A 20,041-nucleotide genomic window follows, 5' to 3' on the forward strand; every position below is an offset into this window, starting at 1 on the left:
GGTCCCTGGTAGACCTGTGGTCATGACTGATCCGGCCACCGACGTACGTGCCCGTGCCGAGGCGCATCTGCGCGCCCTGGTGGGGCGTCCGGATGCGGCGCTGCGTGAGGACCAGTGGTCGGCGATCTCGGCGCTCGCCGTCGAGCGTCGCCGGGCGCTGGTCGTGCAGAAGACCGGTTGGGGGAAGTCGGCGGTCTACTTCGTGGCGACGCTGCTGCTTCGTGAGGCCGGTCTCGGGCCGACCGTGATCGTCTCGCCGCTGCTCGCGCTGATGCGCAACCAGATCGCGGCGGCGCAGCGGGCCGGGATCCGAGCGGTGACGATCAACTCGACCAACCCTGAGGACTGGGCGGCGACCGAGGAGGCCATCCACGCAGGTGAGGTGGATGTTCTGCTGGTCTCCCCGGAGCGGCTCAACAACCCGAAGTTCCGCGACGCGGTGCTGCCTCGGCTGGCTGCCGAGTGTGGCCTGCTGGTGGTCGACGAGGCCCACTGCATCTCCGACTGGGGGCATGACTTCCGGCCCGACTACCGCAGGATCCGCACACTGCTGGCCGACCTTCCCGACGGGATCCCGGTGCTCGCGACGACCGCGACCGCCAACTCTCGGGTGACCTCGGACGTCGCCGAGCAGATGGGCGAGGGCGTCCTTGTGCTGCGCGGCTCGCTGGACCGGGAGTCGCTGCGGCTCGGGGTGGTTGATCTGAAGACCCCCGAGCAGCGGCTGGCCTGGCTCTCCGACCATCTCTCCGAGCAGCCCGGCTCGGGCATCGTCTACTGCCTGACCGTGGCCGCGACCGAGGAGATCGCCGACTATCTGCGCTCGCGCGGTCATGACGTGGCCGCCTACTCCGGGCGCACGGAGGCGGCCGAGCGGGCCGACCTGGAGGAGTCGCTGGCCGCCGGGAAGATCAAGGCGCTGGTGGCGACCTCGGCGCTCGGGATGGGCTTCGACGCGACGCTCGGGTTCGTGGTCAACATGGGCGCGCCCTCCTCGCCGGTCTCCTACTACCAGCAGGTCGGCCGTGCCGGGCGCGGCACCTCCGACGCCTCCGTCGTGCTGCTCCCAGGCATCGAGGACCGCGACATCTGGGCCTACTTCGCATCGTTGGCGTTCCCTCGTGAGGAGCAGGTGCGCCAGACGCTCGGGGTCCTGTCCGAGGCCGGCCGGGCCCTGTCGACACAGGCGTTGGAGACGTACGTCGACCTGTCCCGCTCGCGCCTGGAGCAGATGCTCAAGGTGCTCGACGTGGACGGCGCCGCGCGCCGGGTCGGCGGCGGCTGGGAAGCGACCGGTGTCCCGTGGGACTACGACGCGGAGCGGTACGCCCGGGTCGCCGAGGCCCGGCGCCGCGAGCAGGACGCGATGCTCGCCTACATCTCGACCGACCAGTGCCGGATGCGGTTCCTGCGCGAGCAGCTCGATGATCCCGGTGCCGTCGACTGCGGTCGGTGCGACAACTGCGGTGGCTTCGCGGTGACGTCGTCGGTCTCCGAGGGAGCGGTCGAGGAGGCCTCGGCGCGGCTGTCGCGTCCCGGGGTGGTCGTGGAACCGAAGAAGATGTGGCCCACCGGCCTCGACCGGCTCGGCATCTCGCTCAAGGGCAAGATCAAGGACGGCCCGCTCGAAGGGCGCGGGGTCGCGCGGCTGACCGACCTCGGGTACGGCCAGGCGCTGCGCGACCTCTTCCGCGAACCCGCGCAGGACGGCCCGGTCCCGGTTCCGCTGGTGAAGGCGGTCGTCGAGGTCCTGGGCGACTGGCGTCCACGGGTCGGCGCCATCGTCTACGTCGAGTCGTCGACCCGCCCCACCCTGACCCGCGACTTCGCCGAAGGCCTCTCGCGCTATCTCCGCGTCCCCGTCCTCGGCTCGTGGGCCATCGTCGACCCCGACGTCGCTCCCGGCCAGGGCGCCTCCAACTCCGCCCAGCGCGTCGCCGCCATCGGCCGCCGCTTCTCGCTCCACGCCGACGTCCCGCCCGGCGCCGACGTACTCCTCATCGACGACCGCATCGCGACCGGCTGGACCGTCACCCTCGCCGCTCGAGCCCTCCTCGACGCCGGCGCCGGCTCGGTGAGTCCGTTGGTGCTGGCGACGACGACGTAGGGTGCGCCAGCTTGTTACTTCGTCAAGGTATGCAGGCCAAGGTCCACATCCCTAGCGGAACTCGGCGTGGGATGTGCGCCTTCGGCTGCATACCTTGATGGAGGAACACTCCCTCAGCTCGCTGGCCGGACGATGCCGTGGTCGTACGCGAAGACGATGGCGGCGGCGCGGTCGCGGAGGTCGAGCTTGGCGAAGATGCGGCCGATGTGGGACTTGACGGTGAGCTCGGAGATGACGAGCCGTTCGGCGATCTCGGAGTTGGTCCAGCCGGAGGCGAGGCCGCGGAGGACCTCGAGCTCGCGGTCAGTGAGCTCGGAGACCTCGACGGCGCTCGACGTCGGTGCGACGGCGGAGCGGTAGGTGGCCAGGACGCGGCCGGTGATGGCGGGGTCGAGCCAGGCGTCGCCGAGAGCGACGGAGCGTACGGCCATGACCAGCTCCTCGGCGGGCGAGTCCTTGAGGATGAAGCCGGCGGCGCCGGCGCGGAGGGCGCCGGAGACGAGCTCGTCCTCGTCGAACGTGGTCAGCACCAGCACCGGCGGCGCCGACGGCAGCGCCCGGACCAGGCCGGTGGCGGTGATCCCGTCGACCTGCCGCATCCGGAGATCCATGACGACGACATCCGCCCGGTTGGCCTCGAGGGCCGCGACCACCTCGGAGCCGTCGCCGCACTCGGCGACGATCTCCAGCCCGTCGCGCCGCCGCAGGATGCGGCGCAGGCCGCTGCGTACGAGCTCCTGGTCGTCGACCACGATCACCCGGATCGGCGAGGCTGTGTTGCTGGCGGTGGGGTTGACCGGCGTCATGCGAGGGCCTTGCGTACGAGACAGTGCGACGGGATCACCAGGTCAACCTTCCACATCGACTCCTCGGCTCCCGCCGACAACCGGCCGCGGAGCTGCTCGGCGCGGGCTGCCATGCCGGCCAGCCCGGATCCCTCGCCGACCCCGCGCCGGGTGCCGACGAGCGGGTTCTGCACGGAGAGACGTACGCCGTCGGCGACCGCCAACGAGACCGAGACCGGTGCGCCGGGAGCGTGCCGGATGGCGTTGGCGAGCGACTCCTGCAGGATCCGGTAGATGCCCAGCCCGACCCCGGCGTCGATGCGGGAGAGGTCGCCGGAGGACGAGAACGTGATCGCCTGACCCGCGCTGCGGCCCTCCTCCACGAGCCGGACCACGTCCGCGGCGCCGGGGAGAGGCGCGGTGCCGGTGCCCGCGGTGGACAGCGCCCCGATCGTACGCCGGATCTCGGCCATCGCCCGGCGCCCGACGGCCTCCGCCTCGGTGAGCGCGGACACCGCCTCGTCCGGTTCGTCGCCCTCGGCGACGGAGCGTCGCGCCGCGGTCAGGTGCAGCAGGGTGATCGAGAGCGAGTGCCCCACCAGGTCGTGGATCTCGCGGGCGATCCGGATGCGCTCGGCCTCGGTCGCGCGGGCGTGCTCCTGCGATCGTGCCTGCCGCTCGGCCCGCAGCGCCCGCATCTGGGCGAGGATCAGCAGCCCGAGGATCCAGCCGACGAAGAGCAGCAGGAAGTGGACGCCGACGCCGCTGGGTGTGTCGGAGGCAAAGATCCCCATCACCACGGCCGAGGCGATCGCGTAGAGGGTCCCGGTCCGGAAACCTTCTCGGACGACCATCTCGAGAGTGAGCGGGACCAGCACCGCCGGCGCGAAGTCGTGCTGTGGCCAGAACGCGGAGGCGGGCTGCGACATCAGCCAGGCCGACCCGGCCAGGGTCGGCACGAGGTCGACGGCCCACATGTGGTTCTTGAGCCACTCGCCCGTGTTCGGGATGAAGAAGATGCTCAGTGACGGGACGACGATGACCAGCCCCGCGATGACCATGTCACCGGCGGCCTCGCGCTGTAGCACCGCCACGGTGACCATCGCGAGGAGCCCGAAGGCCGACAGCAGCGGTGCCCACCAGGGGATGTCGAGACCCTTGCTGCGGCAGCGCCGTTCCAGGAAATCACGCACATCGCGAGCCGAGTCCTGGACACTCATGCCGTTCAGTCTAGAAACGCGTGACTCGCGTCGCATCCGACCACGGCAGGCGCCCGCTCTCCTACCACGGTAGGAACGCAGGTGCCTGCCAGCGGCTGATGCGCCGAGGTCTCCCCGATCCGTAGCGTCGAACCATCGCGACGACAACGGAGACGGTGAGGACGATGACGTGGAACCAGACCCATGAGCGCTACCGGCTGCTGAACGAGGCCGAGGCGGAGCTGCGATCCGGCGTCGCGCGCCGGCTGCCGTGGTCACCGGCCCACGCCGAGGCCTTCGGCACCCCGGAGCGTCTGGCTCAGGCCCTCCGGCACCGGTGGCGGATCCGGTTCCAGGCGCAGCTCGACCCGACGCTGTCGCAGGAGGAGTACGAGGCCACCTTCGCCGACCTGCTGGCCGACCTGGCCCCGCTGATGGGCCGGATCGGCACCCACGAGTTCCGCGAGGAGCTGGCCGATGCCTCGGCTTGAACAGTCACTGATCGAGAGGCCGAGGTCGTACGCCCGCTGGGCTCTCTCCCAGGGCATCAACCGAGCGGTGCTGAGCTTCGCGTCGAGGCGCGGCGACCCGCTCGCCGAGCTGATGTGGTCGCGGGGCGTGCCGGACTACGGCCGTCTGCGAGCGCGCGGCCCGATCCACATCAACCCGTTCATGGCAGGCACGGTGTCGTACTCCGCCGCCAACGAGATCCTCCGCAGCAGCGACTTCGGCGTCGGCGACGGACAGGGCGAGCTGCCCGTGCCGCTGCGGTGGCTGCTCGGCAAGGTGAGCGCGCCCGACGCCCTGGGCCCGGTCGACCCACCGTCGATGCTCGCCGTCGACCCACCGCTGCACACCCGCTACCGCAAGCACGTCTCGAAGGCGTTCACCGCCCGCCGGATCAGCTCGATGGCCGCGATGGTCACCGCGGTCGCCGGCGATCTGCTCGACGAGATCGACCCGCGCGAGGGGCGCGTCGACATCATCGAGGAGTACGCCGCGAAGCTCCCGATCGCCGTCATCGCCGAGCTGTTGGGAGTGCCTGCCGCGGACCGTGCCGACATCCTGCGCTGGGGCGACCAGGCCGCCGCCATCCTCGATCCGGGGTTGTCGTGGCGCGACTACGCCCAGGTCGAGACCGCGATGAGGTCCCTGCACCACTGGTTCGAGGACCACGTACGCCGCCTCCGCTCCGACCCCGGCGACGACCTCCTCAGCGCCCTGGTGATCGCCGGTGACCTCGACGACATCGAGCTCCACGCCCTCGGCCTCCTGCTCCTGGCGGCCGGCTTCGAGACCACCGTCAACCTGCTCGGCAACGCGGTCGCGGCCCTGGACGCTCACCCGGCCCAGCGTGCCCTTGTCTTGGCGGACCCGTCGCTCATCGACGGGGTCATCGAGGAGACCCTGCGCTGGGACCCGCCCGTCATGGCCACCGTCCGCGAGGCCTACGCCGCGACGAGCGTGGCGGGCGTGGAGGTCGCCAAGGGTACCGCCGTCGCCGTCGTCCTCGGCGGCGCCAACCGCGACCCGTCGGTGTTCGAGGACCCCGACACGTACGACATCACCCGCCCCAATGCCGACCAGCACCTCTCCTTCTCTGCCGGCGCCCACTTCTGCCTCGGCGCCAGCCTCGCCCGCCTGGAGACCCGCGTAGGCCTCCGCCTGCTGTTCGAGCGCTACCCGACTCTCCGGGTCTCGGGCGCCACCGTACGCCGCCCCACCCGCATCCTCCGCGGCTACGCATCCCTCCCCGTCGCACTGTGAGCCGTGGTGTACTACTCCTACTGAGGCACCCGCCGGGGGTGCGTACGGAAGCCTCGGGAGGGCGGACCATGGGTAACGGCGACGAGCTCACCGTTGACTACGACAATCTGAACAAGGTCCATCGGGACCTCGAGGAGCAGAAGGGTCTGGTTCAAAGCCTCGACCTCGGGCGCGCCCCGGCAGCGAGCGCGTTCGGTGGTTCAGCCAAGGGCGAGTGGCTCGCCAACGCGGTGATCAAGGGTCACGAGAACATCGGCAAGGCGAAGAAGGAGACCGTCGAGGGTCTGGAGAAGTACGCCAGCGCCGTCGACGACGCCATCCACGACATTGCTGCGACGGACGAGGGCGCAGCCATCGTCGCGAAGAAGATGGCTGAGGCACTGGCCGTGATGAGCAACCCGCTCGTGATCTTCAGCAAGGAATTCGGTGGGAAGATCCCGATGATCTGACGAGATCAGCCTGGCTCAAAGAGCCTTGTATGTCGGCATGATCTCGGCGATCAGAGCCTCGGCGCCCTTGCGGTCGATGTCCGACTTCGTGAATCGCCAGGTGACTGTCACGCTGTGATCGCCGCCGGGAACCACTGTTCCGTAGTGATCCTCCCACTCGTGTCCGGTGTCGCCTTGGAAGTGATAGAAGGTCGACCCGTTGATCGTCTCATTCGGCAGGCGCTTCAGATTCTGAACGTCATCTGCCAGGGCCTTCCCCTCAAGGGCCGCAAGAGCGTCAACAGCCGCTTCGTCGTCTCCTTCGCCCGCATGTACACCGCCCTGGAAGATTGCTGCGCCAGGCGAGATGCCGATGGCATCCTCCGGCGCACGCATGCTCAACGAAAGATCACCGCTGGACCTGATGTTCCAGTTCGCGGGAACCTGCAGTTGCGCTACCTCTACCGATGCGACCTGCCAATCAGCCGGAACCTCCGGACCGCTTGACCCGGACGGCTCTGTCGTCGCCGATCCCGTTACGTCAGTGGTCGGCTCTGTGGTGGGCGTGTCATTTCCGCACCCGGCGATACCAGTCGCGGCGACCAGGGTCAGAGCGGCGATCGCGATCGCCCGAGACGTCCTCATGTGACCGCACTCTAGGGCAACTGATGAACGACGGTGACGACCTGGTCGGATGTGTTGTCTAATGGGGTCGCGGGGCGATCGGACCCCTTGTCTCGAACGCTCGGGGAGGAAAGCGCGTGTCAACACGAGGCCCATGGATGGAACGTCTTCGAACCTACGTCTCCGGAGCGGACCCGTCCACGATCGACATGCTGATCGATAGTTGGAGAGAGGCGGAGCGCCAGTTCCGCACGTCTGGATCGGTGCTCGTCCAGAGCGGGAAGGCTGCAGAGGACGGTTTCTCTGCGGCGTCGATGTCAGGTCAAGCCGCTCGTCGCAACATGGAGGCTTCGGGCAACAAGACGACTGACAAGAGCGAAGTGATCAAAGCAGCCGTCGAGGCGATGCAGGACGTACGAGCAAAGATCACCACCGCGATGCGCGAGTACGCCAGGCTCGAGGCAACCCTGCCTGCGACCCATGGTGCCGCGCCGAATGCATCCGATCCGAAGTACGCCCAGTCTGGGACAGGAGTAGACGCAGCCCAGGCGACGGAGAACCAGAAGGCCCTCCAGGCTGATCGTGCCGCCCACGCCGCGCGGGAGGCCGCGATCGCCGATGCGGAGCGGGCCGCTGCGCAACAGGTGCAGGACGTCGACACTTCGGTTGACGATGCTGAGCCGAAGGTCCGGGCTCTCTATGACGATGGCAGCGGTTCTGATCCGGTTCCTGCCGGCAGTTCGGGTTCTCCCGGGTCGGCGAGTCAGGTAGCGGCCGCAGAGGCCCGCATGGCGAAGTACAACTCCGGCACCCTTTACCCCGACGGGTGGGGCCACGAGTTGATCGCTCAGGAGAAGGCGAACATCGAGGCACACAAGGCCGAGAACAAGCCCGAGTGGAACGGCACCGAGTGGATCAACGCCGATGGCACTCCCGCTCCCGCGACCTCGTACGCGATGGTCGAGACCGCTGACGGCCTCGCGCCGCTCGCTGGCGGTACGGGTGGGATGTCCGCCCTCGCGATCGCCGGTGGTGGAGCCCTGCTCGGTGCCGGCGTGGCCAAGGCGATCGCCAGCAAGCTCTCCGCTGGTGCGTCTGCGAAGGCAGCAACTGCCGGTGCTGCGTCGAGGTCAGCCGCTGCCCGGTCCGCAGCCGCCAAGGCCGGTACTGCCGGTGCCCGCGCGGGCACCGGCGCAGGTGCTGGTGCAGGCGCTCGCGGCGCTGGCGCTCGGGGCACGGGAGCCGGGGCGCGAGGCGCTGGTGCTGGAGGACGTGGCGCTGGCCGGGGCGGTGCTGGTGGCCGAGGCGGAGCCGGTGCAGCGGGTGGCCGCGGCGCCAAGAAGCGGGACCAGAACGGCAGCCAGAACCAAGAGTGGGAAGCCGACTACACCGACGACTGGACCGAGACCGCAAGCGACGTCCTGGACCCCGGCGCATCTCGCGGCTGGGTCCCTAACACTCCGCAGAGCGACGACTCCGGAAACGACAAGGGCCGCCGCAACTAGTTACGCGCAATTCAGCTGAACACGGTGCTGGCGCGACCCTTCATGCGTCGTGCCAGCACCGTTGTCGTTCGATTCTCGGTTCTAACGACCATCACTCGGGGGATGTCATGTCAGATGAGCACCGCGTTGGCCAACACGATTCGGCGGGCGCACCGCCACCACTAGGATCTGTTAAGCGCCCACGGACGATCAAGTGGGCGGTCATCGGAATGTGGATCGGTGCCGCGATGACCGTGCTCGGCGTCTACGTCTTCTTTCTCGAGCAGGTCGCGATCAACGAGAAGACGTTCGGGAGCGACTCGGCGGGCCTGAGTGGGTTGGCTGAGATGGGGATGTTGATCTCAGTAGGGATCACCGCCGTCCTTGCGCTAGTAGAGATCGCCCTGTGGATCGCGATGGCGCTGGCGAACCAGTTTGGCTTCCCCTGGGCACGAATCGCCGCCACGGTCCTCGGCGTAGCAGGCTTCCTGTCCGCCATCTTCTCCCTCGTTGCCGCGACGCTGTCGGACGCGCTCTTCCCCACCTCCATCGCCTACAACATCGTCAACGAGGTCATCGCCCTCGCGATCCTGGTCTTGCTGTGGCGCCCGTCGTCGACGGTGTACTACAGAGCAATGAGGCTCCGGAGGGCGTGGAGCGTCGTTGTCGGCGAGGGTCAGGCAGAGCTGATTCCTATGAGTTCTCCACAGTGACGCGCGATTGGCGTTGACTACTTCGTTGTCCTCATGCCAACTTTGCTTTGGGTTAGAACGCTCTTGTTTCCTCGGGTAGACAGAACTTTCTGTGTTGGATGTGTTTGAGCTGCCGATTTCTGGGGAAGAAGAGGGAGTAGGGAACCACAACCGCACGGGGGATGGCGATGAACGGCTACGAAGTCACGGTCGAGGACCTACGACGCACAGCGGGCAAGTACGACGCCCTGCGCGAAGACCTTGGATCATCCACGATGCCGGACTCGCCTTTGGGGCCGGACCGGGTTGGCCACATCGAGGTCGCTTCCTGGTTGAAGGAAGTGCTGTCGCAAGCGAACGAAGCTCAACGAGAACTGGGTAAGGGTCTGGGGTCGCTGTCCGACTACCTCCGCGACAAGGCTCGCCACTATGAGCAGGCAGACCTGGACAGTGCAGACCTGATGCGACCGGGGTCCTGGGCGGAGGGCGGCGGAAGCAGCAAGTTGACGCCGCTGCCGTACGTCCAAGGCCAGGTGCCTGGGAACGTGCAGCCGCTGCCAAACATCTACGGTCAGGACGGTGCCCAGTTCTCGCCATTGACCCCGCCGCCGTCGTCGTCTGCACCGAAGGCCGACTGATGGCGCTCCCGAAGGGCGCAGAACTCGGTGCAACCGATGACCCGAAGGCGCTGATCGTCGGTGACAAGGCAGCCATGGCCGAGCAAGCCACCGCGATCCTTGACGAGCAACGGCGTATCGGGAAGCTACTCGACACCATCGAGGGCCTCGCGATTCCGACTTGGGAGGGGGGTCTCGGCAAGGCCGGGTACACCTACGAGAAGGCGCAGGAAACCCAGAAGTTCGAGACCTACCGCGACAGCCTCAAGAGCGTGGGCACGCGCCTGAACACCTACGCGGATGCCCTTGGCAGTGCACAGGACCGTGCGCAGACCGCGATTGACAAGTGGAATGAGGGCGAAGCAGCAACGAAGAAGGCTTTGACTGAGCACAACGCGGCTGTCGATGGCTATAACCGCCAGGTCGATGAGCACAACGCCGCGATCAGGAGGGGCCAGTCGATTCCCCTGATCGGGTTCGTTCACCCAGGACCGTTCGTTGACCCAGGAGAGTCTCTGCGCAAGGAGGCGGAGGAGATTCTTGAGGATGCAAGAGAAGCTCTCGATCGTGCAGGCGCGTCTGCGACGGAGTCCGCACAGGGGAAGGCGGATCAAAAGCGCCGAGGATTCCGAAGTCTGCGGGACGACCTCCGCAAAAAATTCAAGGAAGCAGGCATTCCCGGCGACCTTCTCGGCGGAAAAGGCGAGATACAAGGCTACAAGGTCGACGGCGACACTCTCCAGTTGATCAACGCCAACGGCGAAATCTACGCCTTCCAGCTTGAGGAAAAGTGGGAGGAAGGCGTCGGGGAAGTCAAAGTCGCCGGGGAGGGAAAATATACGCTCTACGGTGTTGGTGGCGAAGTCGTAGGAACCTTTAGCAAGGACGGAATCAAACTAGAAGGAAACGCGCACATTCACATTGCGCAGGGTGAACGTGAGTTCAATGTAGAACATGGCTACTGGAACGGTAGTGGCAACGCCCAGGGATCGATCGGCACCGAGTTCAACAATTCGGTGTCGGTTGATAAAGGCGGTGTCGACGCGGGGGTCGAGGGTTTTGCTGGCGGCAAAGCGGGTGGCGGAGGTGACGTTACCTTCGGTGGTCTCGGATTCGGCCTAGACGCCGAGGCATGGGCCGGTGCGGGATACGTCGCCGATCTGAACATGTCTTGGGATGGAGGTCGATTCTCGTTGGAGCCCGAGGCGGGCTTCGCGCTCGGGCTTGGTGGAGCCGTCAAGCCGAACATCGTTGTCGACTTTCCGGAGATTGCCGCGACCGGAAAGGATATGATTCAGAATCCCGGGGATATCTACGACAAGGTCACTCTGGACTCAGGAGAGTACCTCGATATGGCGCGCGACCCAGAAGACCTGTTGCGCGTCGTGGATAAGTTGCAATATGACCCGATAGAAATGGTTGATACTGGAAAGTCGGTCGTAAAGGCGATTGGAGGGCTTCTCTGATGGGGCTGGAATTGCCGATACCTGTAGACGTTGCACTGCCGAATAGGCGATGGTATTCGGTGGATTCGAAGGAAGTCGGCGCAGGTGACGCGGCCTTTACGGCTGTCCGCGTGGATCCGAATGACATGAGTTACACACCCGTTATGAGTGTCCGAGGATCCTTTCGAGTTGATGCCTCGACGCTCGGCATGGTCGCAGACGAGACCTTGCAGTCACTGCGCCAGAGTTCCTCGGTTGCAGACTTGGTGAAACGTACTGAGATCGAATCGAGTGGCGCGCCCGCGATTGTGCAGCTGATCGAAATGGATGCAACGATCGACGGATCTCGGTTCGACCTGTATCAGGCGCAGGTCCTTCAGGCGATCGTGGACAGCGAGTCCCCATGGAAGCGGATCATTTTAGTATTCGCTGTCACCTGCAAGTTTGCGCAATGGCCGGTCGTCGGATCCGAGTTCCGCGACTTTGTAGCGGAGGCAAGGATTGTTCCTGGCGCGGACGAGATGCTCGCCGCGGAGCGGGGTTGACCGGGGTTACTTCTCGTCAACCTGGATCTCGTACTTTGCGTCGGTTCCGTCTACGGAAGTGACGGTTACGGTGAGGCCGATCTCTTCTCCGCCGGCGGTGAGTGTGCACCGGATATCGGCGCCCACCTCAGCCTTCAGATCTCCGGGACAATCGACTTCATCCGGCCGTTGCCCTGCCATTTTCTCAAGCTGATCAGTTACGTTCTTCTCCAAGCTATCTTCCTGGATGCTTCCGCCGCACGCGGACAATCCAAACAGCACGATGATAGCCAGCGGGAAAGATGCCACTCTTCTTCCGAGCATAGGTGGTCCTTAGGTTGAGACGACGATGGCGCTACTTTGGTCCAAGTCCGGACCTGCGGCCCATTAGATCAGAAGCAACGCAAGTTTGGGGGACCAGTCTGTGGCGGCGCGGGGATCGACGGGATGCCCGGACACTCGTGTCGCTGGCCAACTGGTCCGTTCCGAGGTAGAAAGTAGACATGCCGACGCCCCTCGCCCAGATGTTGCCGGAGATCGTCACGCTGAATGTCGAGAGTCAACCCTTCAGCTTCTTCGCCCAAGGCAGTCAGATCCTTGGCTGGTGGGACGTCGTCAAAGCGACCAGTCTGTATCCGACCGAGGTCACTCACATTGACCAGTCTTATCGCTTGATAGTGACACTCAATGAGCGAAACGGAACGTTCGACTACCAGGATCACAGTTCAGAGACCGAGGCTCACGCAGGATTCACAGACGACGGGTTCAGCTTCGGGGCGGAACAGAGTTGGTCATCCGGGAAGATGGTCAAGAAGAAGTGGCACTTCGAGTTCGGCGGTGTCAACCGCTCCTCGACTAGTGACGGTGATGACAAGGTTGGTTTCCAACCCGTCGCGTACTCGTTCGAGACTGGTCGGATCAAGGAGCCGCTCTTTACGTGGCTCGAGTATCACGGATGGCAGCACGGGAGCGCGCTGGGGAAGCTCTTTGCTCGCTGATTGAACAGCGCACACCCTTGGCAGTTGAGCCTTCAGCAGCTGTCGTAGACGTACGCGGGGTTGCCCTGCTTTACGAGGTCGCGGTCGCGGAGGATGGTGAGCGGGGCGCGGGCGGGATCGGCGCAGACGTCGGCGAAGGAGAGGTCGGCTTCGGCTAGCGAGTCGGGGTACTCGATCTGGAGCACGTGCGAGCCGTAGACGTCGGTGTAGGCGGCGCACTCGGAGTAGGCGCCGCACTCCTCGACGACGGCGAAGTCGAAGCCGAGGTCGTCGTGGGCGGGGCGGGCGGCTTCGGCGGCGTTCTTCTGGGCGATCGCCAAGCCGAGGTCGTGGGCGGCGGTGACATATGCGGACGCCAGGGCGAGGGCGCCGTCCTTCGAGATCGCATCGAAGCGGGTCCAGGTGTCGAGGTTATCGATCTCGACGGCGTCGAAGCCGTCGTCGGCGCAGCCCTCGATGACCGGGCCGACCACCTCCAGGATCGAGGCACGGGCGGAGGCGGTGGAGGGGTCGAGGATGATCTCGTCGGGCCAGTCGGGGTCGCGTACGGGATCGCCGGCGGCGTCGCGCAGCAGCGCGGACGGGCGATCGGACCAGTCGGAGCCGGGCTGGGTCTGGAAGCCGTTGACGTAGCAGACGTTGTAGGCGTCCTTGAGCGGGGTGGCGGTGGCGTCGCGTACGACCACATCGAGAGGCGTGCCGTCGGTCAGCTGATCGGCGGCAGCGCCGAGCTGGTAGTCGAAGACGCCTTCCGTCGGTGGGAGTGCGACAGAAGGGGAGCCGCAACCCACCAGGGCGAACAGGCCGACGAGTAGAACGAGGGCCGGACTGCCAGTGGCAGCCCGGCCCTGCGTACGTGAGCGGATCAGTGGAGGACCGTGGGAGCGGCGGCTCCGTGCTCGGCCTTGCTCCTGGGCAGGAACCACGCCGGGATGAGCGTGACCAGCACCAGGATCGCGGCGACCACGAAGGTGCTCGAGAACGCCTCGGCCATCTCGACCGGGATGGCCTTGAAGACCTCAGGCAGCTTGGCCGGGTCGAGACCCAGCGAAGCGGCAGCCTCACCGATCTTCTGCTGGTTGGCCGGGTCGGCCATGAACGACTCCAGACCGCCGGTCGAGACACCGAGCTTGTCGGCGAGGTCATCCGCCGTGGAGATCGACTCCTTGCTGGTCAGCGCGTTGGTGAGGAGCACCGAGAAGAGCGCGGTGCCGGCGGACGCGGCGACCTGCTGGACGATGTTCACCAGAGTTGTACCTCGGGCGATGGTGTGCTCACGCAGCGTCGCCTGGGCGGCGGCGAAGGTCGGCATCATCGTCGCGCCCATGCCGAGGCCCATGATGAACAGCGACAGGAGGAGGTACCAGTAGGGCGTGGCCTCGTCGAGTCGCGAGAACATGAACATGCCCACCGCGATCGTGGTGAGACCACTGAGGACGACCTTGCCCGGGCCGGTGCGGTCCGCAAGCATGCCGGCGATCGGCATCGTGACCATCGCGCCCAGACCCTGCGGAGCCAGCAGCAGGCCGGCGTGGAGGGCGTCCTCGCCGCGTACCTGCTGGTAGTAGAGCGGGAAGAGCAGCGAGGCACCGAAGAACGCCATCGCGAAGATCGACAGGGTGATCACCGCGACGGTGAGCTCCTTGTTGCCGAAGAGACGAATGTCGATCAGCGGGTGGTCGTTGCGGGACGACAGCGCCCACGGGATGAACGCGGCGATCAGCACCAGACCCGCGACCATGAACGAGAGCACCTTGGCGTCCAGCAGCGTGCCGGCCTCGGGGATCGAGGAGACGCCGTACAGGAACAGCGCCAGACCCGGGGACAGCAGCACCATGCCGAGGAAGTCGAAGGACTGCGACGGCTCGACGTGGTCCTTGGGCAGCGCCCGCCAGGCATACACCAGGGCGACGACGCCGATCGGGATGTTGATCAGGAAGATCCAGTGCCACGAGGCCGAGTCGATCAGCGCGCCACCGATGATGGGGCCGAGGATCGGGCCGAGGAGCATGGGTACGCCCAGGATCGCCATCACACGACCGACCCGCTCGGGGCCGGCGGCGCGGGTCAGGATCGTCATGCCGAGCGGCATCAGCATGCCGCCGCCGAGGCCCTGGAGTACGCGGAAGCCGACCAGCATCGGCAGCGTCGTGGCCAGCGCGCACAGCGCCGAGCCGAGCGCGAAGAGCACGATCGCGGTCATGTAGAGGCGTTTGGTGCCGAACCGGTCGGCGGCCCAACCGGTCAGCGGGATCACCGTCGCCAGGGCGAGGGTGTAGCCGGTCATCGTCCAGGCGACCTCGGCAGAGGTGGCGTCGAACTCGCGCTGGAAGGTCTCCAGCGCGACGGAGACAACGGTGATGTCGAGGATCGACATGATCGATCCGAGTACGACGACGCCCGCGACGATGAGCACGCTCTTGTCGAGGTGATCGTCCGGTGCCTTCTTGGCAGAAATGTCTGTCACGGGTTGACAGCCTACGTGTGGGTTGATAGGTCCCCTAGCCATTATTTTGCATTTGATTGGTGACCTGACTCACTGTGGCGAGCGGCCGCCGAGAGCATGACGGTCTTGATCAGCCGGTAGATCGGCCGGATCAGCCAGCCGGGCAGCGTGCCGTGGCGCTCCTCCTCCCAGACCCGCGCCCGCGGGTGGGACTGCAGCAGCCGGTCGACCAGCGCCGGTGAGCCTGCCGCCGGTGCTCCGGCGAGCACGTCGATGCGACACACGTGCTTGATGTTGGCGTACCCGTACTGCGCTGGGTTGACCAGTCGCAGCGGGGCGCCGTGATCGCCGTCGAGCGGCCGACCGCCGAGTCGATCGGCGAGGAGTACGTCGTCGGCCAGGAGGTCGTCCAGCTCGGCCACGAAGAGTTCGCCGTCGAGGCCGCGCACGCGGACGTGAGTCACGATCGTGCCTGGTGCGAGGGCGGGTGCGACGTAGCGCCGATAGACCTCGGCGAAGGCGACGCCCTCCCACTGAAGATCCGTCACCGACCATCCAGCGACGCAGTGGAAGTCGGCGTGGAGGTCGCGACGATCCTTGCCGATGAGCTCCTCCACGGCGATCTCGATCGGCGTCGTGAGCGCTCCGCCGAACACCACCGTCGGATGTTCGGGCACCGTCGGTGGGGGCTGGTCGACACGTCGGCCGAAGCGCGGGAAGAAGTCGATCTGCCGCTGTCCGGGCGGGAGGGCGGTGCGTGGGTGGGTGGTCTCAGTCATGTCAGCCACCGTGGCAGTGCCCCGGCACGGCGCGCCTCAACCTTTGGGCGCGACCACCTCATCCTCGAGGATGAGAAACCGTCGGTGGTGGCGGCTACGGTCGTGTCCATGTCCTTCGTACCCGTCACCGGTCGCGCGGTCTTCCGCCCGGCGCAGCCGCCGCGGGACTCGGCCGTCGAGTTCGTGGACTCCCGGCGGTCGGTGTCGTTGCCGATGCGGGCCGCGCTGCCGGTCCTGAAGAAGGCGTACGCAGCCACCGATCTGCATCCTTCGGTCGCCCTGGTCGCGTCGGCAGCCCATCTCGGGCTCCGGTTCGTGGCGGCGGGGCAGCTGGAGCCGGCCGATGGTTCGTGGGCGGTCCGCTACACGCCGGAGGACGAGGAGCGGGTGCGGCTGCTGGCCTCCTCGCGCGCCTATGAGGATCTGGACGACGAGGCGGCCGAGCTGCTGGTGCGCGAGATCGTGGCCGCGGTCGCGGACGCGGTGCCGACCTCGGCACCGAAGGCCTCCGGGTCGAGTGCGTTCCGGGAGTCGTTGCAGACCCGGTTGTCGCGCTATCGGACCGATGAGGGGCCGGTGACGGCCTCGTTGCCGTCGTTGGTACGGCTCTCCTTCCGGGTCGAGGCGCCGGAGGAGGACCTGCTCATCGGGTCGCTGACGTTGGTGCCACAGGTGCACGACGAGGCCGACCCGCTGCACGTGGCCGATGCCGCTCGGCTGTGGGACGAGGCCGACGACCACGGGTTCGGCCCCCGGGCGCGTACGCATGCGCAGGTCGCTCTCCGAGGCGCTGCCGAGGCGTGGCCCGTGCTCGACAAGCTGCTCGACCTGCCGGTGCCCTCGTCCCTGACCCTGGCCAGCGATGAGGTCGTCGGCCTGCTCGAGGACGGGGTCGAGTGGCTCAAGGAGCGCGGTGTCGACGTGCTCTGGCCGCGTTCGCTGTCTCGGGACCTGACGACATCGGTGGCGGTGGACCGGGTGGCGTCCTCGTCGACCGACGCGCGCGAGGATCTGATGCGCGAGTCGCCGCTCGGGGAGAAGGGCCTCTTCGCCTTCCAGTGGCAGCTGGCGCTCGGCGGCGAGCCGCTCGATGCCGCCGAGATGGACTCCCTGGCAGCCGCCGCGGGTCCGGTGCTTCGGCTGAGAGGGGCATGGGCGGTCGTCCATCCTTCGGTTCTCCGACGTGCGCGCAAGCGGCTGCTCAAGCGGATCAGCGGCGGGGAGGCGCTGGCCGTCGCACTGACCGGTCAGGTGCCGAAGGAGGTCGCCGAGGCGGCACCGGGCGAGCAGGTGATCATCGGGGCCTCGATCGCGCGCCTTCGCGACGAGGTGATCGCGGCGACCTCGGGGCCTCCTGTCGAGGTGCCCACCGGGCTGCAGGCCACCATGCGTGGCTACCAGGTCGAGGGGCTGACCTGGTTGGCTGGGATCACCTCGCTCGGGCTCGGTGGCTGTCTGGCCGACGACATGGGGCTCGGGAAGACGCTGATGACGATCGCGCTCCACCTCCATCGGCAGAAGGAGCATTCGGGGCCGACCCTGGTGGTCTGCCCGGCGAGCCTGCTGGGCAACTGGGAGGCCGAGCTCGCCCGGTTCGCTCCCGAGGTGGAGGTGCGCCGCCACCATGGTGCCGAGCGCGACGTCGAGGGCGCGAGCGGGGTGGTGCTGACGACGTACGGAACGATGCGGCGCGACACCGAGCTGCTCTCGGCGGAGCCGTGGGGGCTCGTCGTCGCCGATGAGGCGCAGCACGTGAAGAACGCCGCCTCCGCGACCGCGAAGGCGCTCCGCGAGATCCCTTCGCACGCCCGGGTGGCCCTGACCGGCACCCCTGTGGAGAACAACCTGACCGAGCTGTGGGCGCTGCTCGACTGGTGCGTACCAGGTCTGCTGGGGAGCCGGCTGGCCTTCCGCCGTGCCTGGGCGAGCCAGATCGAGGCCGGTGCCGACGTCGGGAAGGCGAAGGAGTTCGCCTCGCTGGTCGGCCCGTTCATGCTGCGCCGCCGCAAGTCGGACCCCGGTGTGGCTCCCGAGCTTCCACCCAAGACCGAGACCGACCACCTGCTGGCGCTGACGCGGGAGCAGACCGTGCTCTACGAGGCCTATGTACGCGACGCGATGGCGCGGATCGAGCGGCTCGATGCCGATGACCCTCAGCGTCGCGGGCTGGTGCTCAGCCTGCTCACCGGGCTCAAGCAGATCTGCAACCATCCGGCTCAGTTCTTGAAGCAGGAAGGCGGGCGGATCGCGGGGCGGTCGCAGAAGATCGACCTCCTCGACGAGCTGGTCTCGACGGTGCTCGCCGAGTCGGGTGCCGTCCTGATCTTCACGCAGTACGTCGCGATGGCCCGTCTCCTCGAGACTCACTGGGCCGCCGCCGGTGTCGCCCACCAGTTCCTGCACGGCGGCACCCCGGTGGCGGAGCGTTCCCGGATGGTCTCGCGCTTCCAGGACGGCGAGGTGCCGGTCTTCCTGCTCTCGCTCAAAGCCGGCGGGGTTGGGCTCAACCTGACCCGCGCCGACCACGTGATCCACGTCGACCGCTGGTGGAACCCGGCGGTCGAGGACCAGGCCACCGACCGGGCTCACCGTATCGGCCAGACGCGTACGGTCCAGGTCCACCGGCTCATCACCCAAGGCACCGTCGAGGAGCGCGTCGCGGAGCTGCTGCAGCGCAAACGGGTGCTCGCCGACGCTGTCCTCGGAGGCGGCGAGGCCGCCTTCACCGAACTGTCCAACGCCGAGCTCCGTGAGCTGGTCAAGCTCGGTCCCCAGAAGCGCCGAAAACGTCGCCGGATCGCCTCATGAGACTGGCCTTGACCTTCGCCCGCGAGCCGCACCGGCGTGGGATGGTGCGAGTCGAGTCGTGGTGGGGTCGAGCGTTCCTGCGGGCCATCGAGGAGCTGGCGTACGACGCCAACCAGCTCTCCGGTGCTCGGTCGCTCGCCCGCTCGGGGCGGATCGGCGGCCTGGTCGTCGAGCCCGGGCGGTTTGCGGCGGCGGTCGATGACGAGCTCGGGTTGTGGACTGTGACCGGCACGGTGCCGGTGCTGGGTGCAGAGTCCGTTGCCGCGCTCTTGGAGGTCCTCGGTGCCTCGCCCGAGCGGGCCGAGGCGCTCTTGGTCGGTGAGCTGCCGCTGGACGTGGCCGAGCACGCCGAGGAGGCCGGGGTCGAGCTGGTCCCCTATGGCGAGGAGCTCGCGGTGACCTGCACCTGCGGGCACTGGCACGCGGTGTGCGGCCACTCGCTCGCAGTGCTGCACCAGCTCTGCTGGATCGTCGATCGCGACGCGTCCACGCTGCTTCATCTGCGCGGGGCGGAGCGTGACGAGCTGCTGGCGAGCCTGCGAAGGGGGCTGCGTCCGGATCGGCGGGCAGGGCAGGCGGCGGTCGACGTCGCTGCGCCTGGCGAGTCGACCCGCGACCAGGTCGACGACGTCGAGATCGCGCTCGACGCGGTGCTCCGAGCACGCCACCTGCTCGAGGAGTGAGATGCCTCCGGAGCTCACGCGATAACCTCGTGCAATGACCTCGGCCCCGACGAAGACCAGGCGCGAGCAGATCCTGGACACCGCGGCCGAGCTCTTCGCAGCCCGCGGCTTCCACGGAGTCTCCGTCTCCGAGCTCGGTGCCGCCTGCGGCATCTCCGGCCCGGCGCTCTACAAGCACTTCCCGAGCAAGGACGCGATGCTCGCCGAGATGCTCGTCTCGATCTCCCAGGAGCTGCTCCGCGAAGGACGCGCCCGGGTGAAGGGCGCGTCGAGCACCGCGGAGGCCATCGAGGCGTTGATCGAATGGCACGTCGACTTCGCTCTGCGCGACCGCGCCCTGATCGTCGTCCAGGAGCGTGACTGGCAGTCGCTTCCGCACGAGGCGCGCGAGCAGGTGCGCACCCTGCAGCGGAAGTACGTCGACCTCTGGGCCGACCAGCTCCGCGACCGCAACCCGGCGCTGGCTCTCGACAGCGCCCGCGCGATGGCCCACGCCGTCTTCGGCCTCATCAACTCCACCCCGCACAACCGGGTCCTCCCCGAGGAAGCGACCCGCGCGGTGCTCACCAAGATGGCCCGCGGAGCCCTCGCGGAGTAGCCGCCGAGTCGTCCCGGCGCGGGTGACTTCGGTGTGGGGCTTGTCACCCGAGGTTAA

General features: G+C 67.3%; 20 protein-coding genes. 13 read left to right on the forward strand and 7 right to left on the reverse strand.

Going from position 1 to position 20,041, the window contains the following annotated elements; all coding sequences use genetic code 11:
• Positions 1–22 precede the first annotated feature (22 nt).
• Entirely contained in the window at positions 23–2,107 is a 2,085-nt protein-coding gene (locus OG801_RS15465) for a DEAD/DEAH box helicase (RefSeq protein WP_406029601.1), read from the forward strand.
• 113 nt (positions 2,108–2,220) lie between these two features.
• Here OG801_RS15465 and OG801_RS15470 read toward each other — a convergent pair whose 3' ends face one another.
• Entirely contained in the window at positions 2,221–2,913 is a 693-nt protein-coding gene (locus OG801_RS15470; RefSeq protein ID WP_406029602.1) for a response regulator, read from the reverse strand.
• On the reverse strand, positions 2,910–4,112 hold the full coding sequence (locus OG801_RS15475; RefSeq protein ID WP_406029603.1) for a sensor histidine kinase: 1,203 nt from the start codon (positions 4,110–4,112) through the stop codon (positions 2,910–2,912). Before OG801_RS15475 ends, OG801_RS15470 begins: the two co-directional genes overlap by 4 nt.
• Before the next feature lie 164 nt (positions 4,113–4,276).
• Between OG801_RS15475 and OG801_RS15480 the strand changes: the two genes are divergently transcribed.
• The 3 genes from OG801_RS15480 to OG801_RS15490 all read left to right on the forward strand — a co-directional run bounded on the left by OG801_RS15480 (position 4,277) and on the right by OG801_RS15490 (position 6,307).
• Positions 4,277–4,582 carry a hypothetical protein gene (locus tag OG801_RS15480; RefSeq protein ID WP_406029604.1) on the forward strand — a complete coding sequence of 102 codons (306 nt, stop codon included), beginning with the start codon at positions 4,277–4,279 and terminating at the stop codon, positions 4,580–4,582.
• Entirely contained in the window at positions 4,569–5,858 is a 1,290-nt protein-coding gene (locus OG801_RS15485) for a cytochrome P450 (RefSeq protein WP_406029605.1), read from the forward strand. The genes OG801_RS15480 and OG801_RS15485 overlap by 14 nt, the downstream gene beginning before the upstream one ends.
• A 68-nt stretch (positions 5,859–5,926) precedes the next feature.
• Positions 5,927–6,307: a hypothetical protein gene (locus tag OG801_RS15490; protein WP_350662800.1), complete on the forward strand. Its 381-nt coding sequence runs from the start codon at positions 5,927–5,929 to the stop codon at positions 6,305–6,307.
• A gap of 15 nt (positions 6,308–6,322) precedes the next feature.
• Here the strand turns inward: OG801_RS15490 and OG801_RS15495 are convergent, their stop codons facing one another.
• The gene (locus tag OG801_RS15495) at positions 6,323–6,931 is read right to left on the reverse strand and encodes a hypothetical protein (protein ID WP_406029606.1); all 609 of its coding nucleotides are present in this window, start codon (positions 6,929–6,931) and stop codon (positions 6,323–6,325) included.
• Between the two features lie 137 nt (positions 6,932–7,068).
• Between OG801_RS15495 and OG801_RS15500 the strand changes: the two genes are divergently transcribed.
• The 5 genes from OG801_RS15500 to OG801_RS15520 all read left to right on the forward strand — a co-directional run bounded on the left by OG801_RS15500 (position 7,069) and on the right by OG801_RS15520 (position 11,693).
• On the forward strand, positions 7,069–8,415 hold the full coding sequence (locus OG801_RS15500) for a hypothetical protein (RefSeq protein WP_406029607.1): 1,347 nt from the start codon (positions 7,069–7,071) through the stop codon (positions 8,413–8,415).
• A gap of 227 nt (positions 8,416–8,642) precedes the next feature.
• Positions 8,643–9,107 (forward strand): hypothetical protein, encoded by a 465-nt coding sequence (locus OG801_RS15505; protein ID WP_406029608.1) that lies wholly within the window; start codon positions 8,643–8,645, stop codon positions 9,105–9,107.
• A 167-nt stretch (positions 9,108–9,274) separates the two neighbouring features.
• Positions 9,275–9,724, forward strand: a complete 450-nt coding sequence (locus OG801_RS15510) for a hypothetical protein (RefSeq protein WP_406029609.1) — start codon at positions 9,275–9,277, stop codon at positions 9,722–9,724.
• Entirely contained in the window at positions 9,724–11,169 is a 1,446-nt protein-coding gene (locus OG801_RS15515) for a WXG100 family type VII secretion target (protein WP_406029610.1), read from the forward strand. The genes OG801_RS15510 and OG801_RS15515 overlap by 1 nt, the downstream gene beginning before the upstream one ends.
• A 59-nt stretch (positions 11,170–11,228) precedes the next feature.
• Positions 11,229–11,693 carry a hypothetical protein gene (locus tag OG801_RS15520; RefSeq protein WP_406029611.1) on the forward strand — a complete coding sequence of 155 codons (465 nt, stop codon included), beginning with the start codon at positions 11,229–11,231 and terminating at the stop codon, positions 11,691–11,693.
• 6 nt (positions 11,694–11,699) lie between these two features.
• Here the strand turns inward: OG801_RS15520 and OG801_RS15525 are convergent, their stop codons facing one another.
• On the reverse strand, positions 11,700–11,906 hold the full coding sequence (locus tag OG801_RS15525; RefSeq protein WP_406029612.1) for a DUF4333 domain-containing protein: 207 nt from the start codon (positions 11,904–11,906) through the stop codon (positions 11,700–11,702).
• Positions 11,907–12,175: 269 nt separating this feature from the next.
• On the opposite strand from OG801_RS15525, the gene OG801_RS15530 reads away from it, so the two are divergent.
• Complete coding sequence (locus OG801_RS15530) at positions 12,176–12,670, forward strand: hypothetical protein (protein WP_406029613.1); 495 nt, start codon at positions 12,176–12,178, stop codon at positions 12,668–12,670.
• A 32-nt stretch (positions 12,671–12,702) separates the two neighbouring features.
• Here the strand turns inward: OG801_RS15530 and OG801_RS15535 are convergent, their stop codons facing one another.
• The 3 genes from OG801_RS15535 to OG801_RS15545 all read right to left on the reverse strand — a co-directional run bounded on the left by OG801_RS15535 (position 12,703) and on the right by OG801_RS15545 (position 15,895).
• The gene (locus tag OG801_RS15535; protein ID WP_406029614.1) at positions 12,703–13,461 is read right to left on the reverse strand and encodes an endo alpha-1,4 polygalactosaminidase; all 759 of its coding nucleotides are present in this window, start codon (positions 13,459–13,461) and stop codon (positions 12,703–12,705) included.
• 74 nt (positions 13,462–13,535) lie between these two features.
• Positions 13,536–15,137, reverse strand: a complete 1,602-nt coding sequence (locus OG801_RS15540; RefSeq protein ID WP_406029615.1) for a DHA2 family efflux MFS transporter permease subunit — start codon at positions 15,135–15,137, stop codon at positions 13,536–13,538.
• 41 nt (positions 15,138–15,178) lie between these two features.
• Complete coding sequence (locus OG801_RS15545) at positions 15,179–15,895, reverse strand: molybdopterin-dependent oxidoreductase (RefSeq protein ID WP_406029616.1); 717 nt, start codon at positions 15,893–15,895, stop codon at positions 15,179–15,181.
• A gap of 108 nt (positions 15,896–16,003) precedes the next feature.
• Here OG801_RS15545 and OG801_RS15550 point away from each other — a divergent pair, with 108 nt between their 5' ends.
• From OG801_RS15550 to OG801_RS15560, 3 genes are read left to right on the forward strand one after another with little or no spacing between them, the layout of a single operon-like run.
• Positions 16,004–18,703, forward strand: a complete 2,700-nt coding sequence (locus tag OG801_RS15550; protein ID WP_406029617.1) for a DEAD/DEAH box helicase — start codon at positions 16,004–16,006, stop codon at positions 18,701–18,703.
• Positions 18,700–19,386 (forward strand): hypothetical protein, encoded by a 687-nt coding sequence (locus OG801_RS15555; RefSeq protein WP_355018744.1) that lies wholly within the window; start codon positions 18,700–18,702, stop codon positions 19,384–19,386. Before OG801_RS15550 ends, OG801_RS15555 begins: the two co-directional genes overlap by 4 nt.
• A gap of 34 nt (positions 19,387–19,420) precedes the next feature.
• Positions 19,421–19,984: a TetR/AcrR family transcriptional regulator gene (locus tag OG801_RS15560; RefSeq protein WP_355018743.1), complete on the forward strand. Its 564-nt coding sequence runs from the start codon at positions 19,421–19,423 to the stop codon at positions 19,982–19,984.
• The last annotated feature ends 57 nt before the right edge of the window (positions 19,985–20,041 follow it).

The organism is Nocardioides sp. NBC_00163, from assembly GCF_045206295.1.
Classification (GTDB): domain Bacteria; phylum Actinomycetota; class Actinomycetes; order Propionibacteriales; family Nocardioidaceae; genus Nocardioides.

Excerpts from the sequence above, each read along its gene's own strand:
- OG801_RS15485 (WP_406029605.1), top strand. The coding sequence starts at position 4,569 with ATGCCTCGGCTTGAACAGTCACTGATCGAGAGGCCGAGGTCGTACGCC.
- OG801_RS15465 (WP_406029601.1), top strand. The coding sequence starts at position 23 with ATGACTGATCCGGCCACCGACGTACGTGCCCGTGCCGAGGCGCATCTG.
- OG801_RS15545 (WP_406029616.1), bottom strand. The coding sequence starts at position 15,895 with ATGACTGAGACCACCCACCCACGCACCGCCCTCCCGCCCGGACAGCGG.
- OG801_RS15530 (WP_406029613.1), top strand. The coding sequence starts at position 12,176 with ATGCCGACGCCCCTCGCCCAGATGTTGCCGGAGATCGTCACGCTGAAT.
- OG801_RS15510 (WP_406029609.1), top strand. The coding sequence starts at position 9,275 with ATGAACGGCTACGAAGTCACGGTCGAGGACCTACGACGCACAGCGGGC.
- OG801_RS15500 (WP_406029607.1), top strand. The coding sequence starts at position 7,069 with ATGGAACGTCTTCGAACCTACGTCTCCGGAGCGGACCCGTCCACGATC.
- OG801_RS15490 (WP_350662800.1), top strand. The coding sequence starts at position 5,927 with ATGGGTAACGGCGACGAGCTCACCGTTGACTACGACAATCTGAACAAG.
- OG801_RS15495 (WP_406029606.1), bottom strand. The coding sequence starts at position 6,931 with ATGAGGACGTCTCGGGCGATCGCGATCGCCGCTCTGACCCTGGTCGCC.
- OG801_RS15515 (WP_406029610.1), top strand. The coding sequence starts at position 9,724 with ATGGCGCTCCCGAAGGGCGCAGAACTCGGTGCAACCGATGACCCGAAG.
- OG801_RS15505 (WP_406029608.1), top strand. The coding sequence starts at position 8,643 with ATGACCGTGCTCGGCGTCTACGTCTTCTTTCTCGAGCAGGTCGCGATC.
- OG801_RS15475 (WP_406029603.1), bottom strand. The coding sequence starts at position 4,112 with ATGAGTGTCCAGGACTCGGCTCGCGATGTGCGTGATTTCCTGGAACGG.
- OG801_RS15470 (WP_406029602.1), bottom strand. The coding sequence starts at position 2,913 with ATGACGCCGGTCAACCCCACCGCCAGCAACACAGCCTCGCCGATCCGG.
- OG801_RS15555 (WP_355018744.1), top strand. The coding sequence starts at position 18,700 with ATGAGACTGGCCTTGACCTTCGCCCGCGAGCCGCACCGGCGTGGGATG.
- OG801_RS15480 (WP_406029604.1), top strand. The coding sequence starts at position 4,277 with ATGACGTGGAACCAGACCCATGAGCGCTACCGGCTGCTGAACGAGGCC.
- OG801_RS15550 (WP_406029617.1), top strand. The coding sequence starts at position 16,004 with ATGTCCTTCGTACCCGTCACCGGTCGCGCGGTCTTCCGCCCGGCGCAG.
- OG801_RS15560 (WP_355018743.1), top strand. The coding sequence starts at position 19,421 with ATGACCTCGGCCCCGACGAAGACCAGGCGCGAGCAGATCCTGGACACC.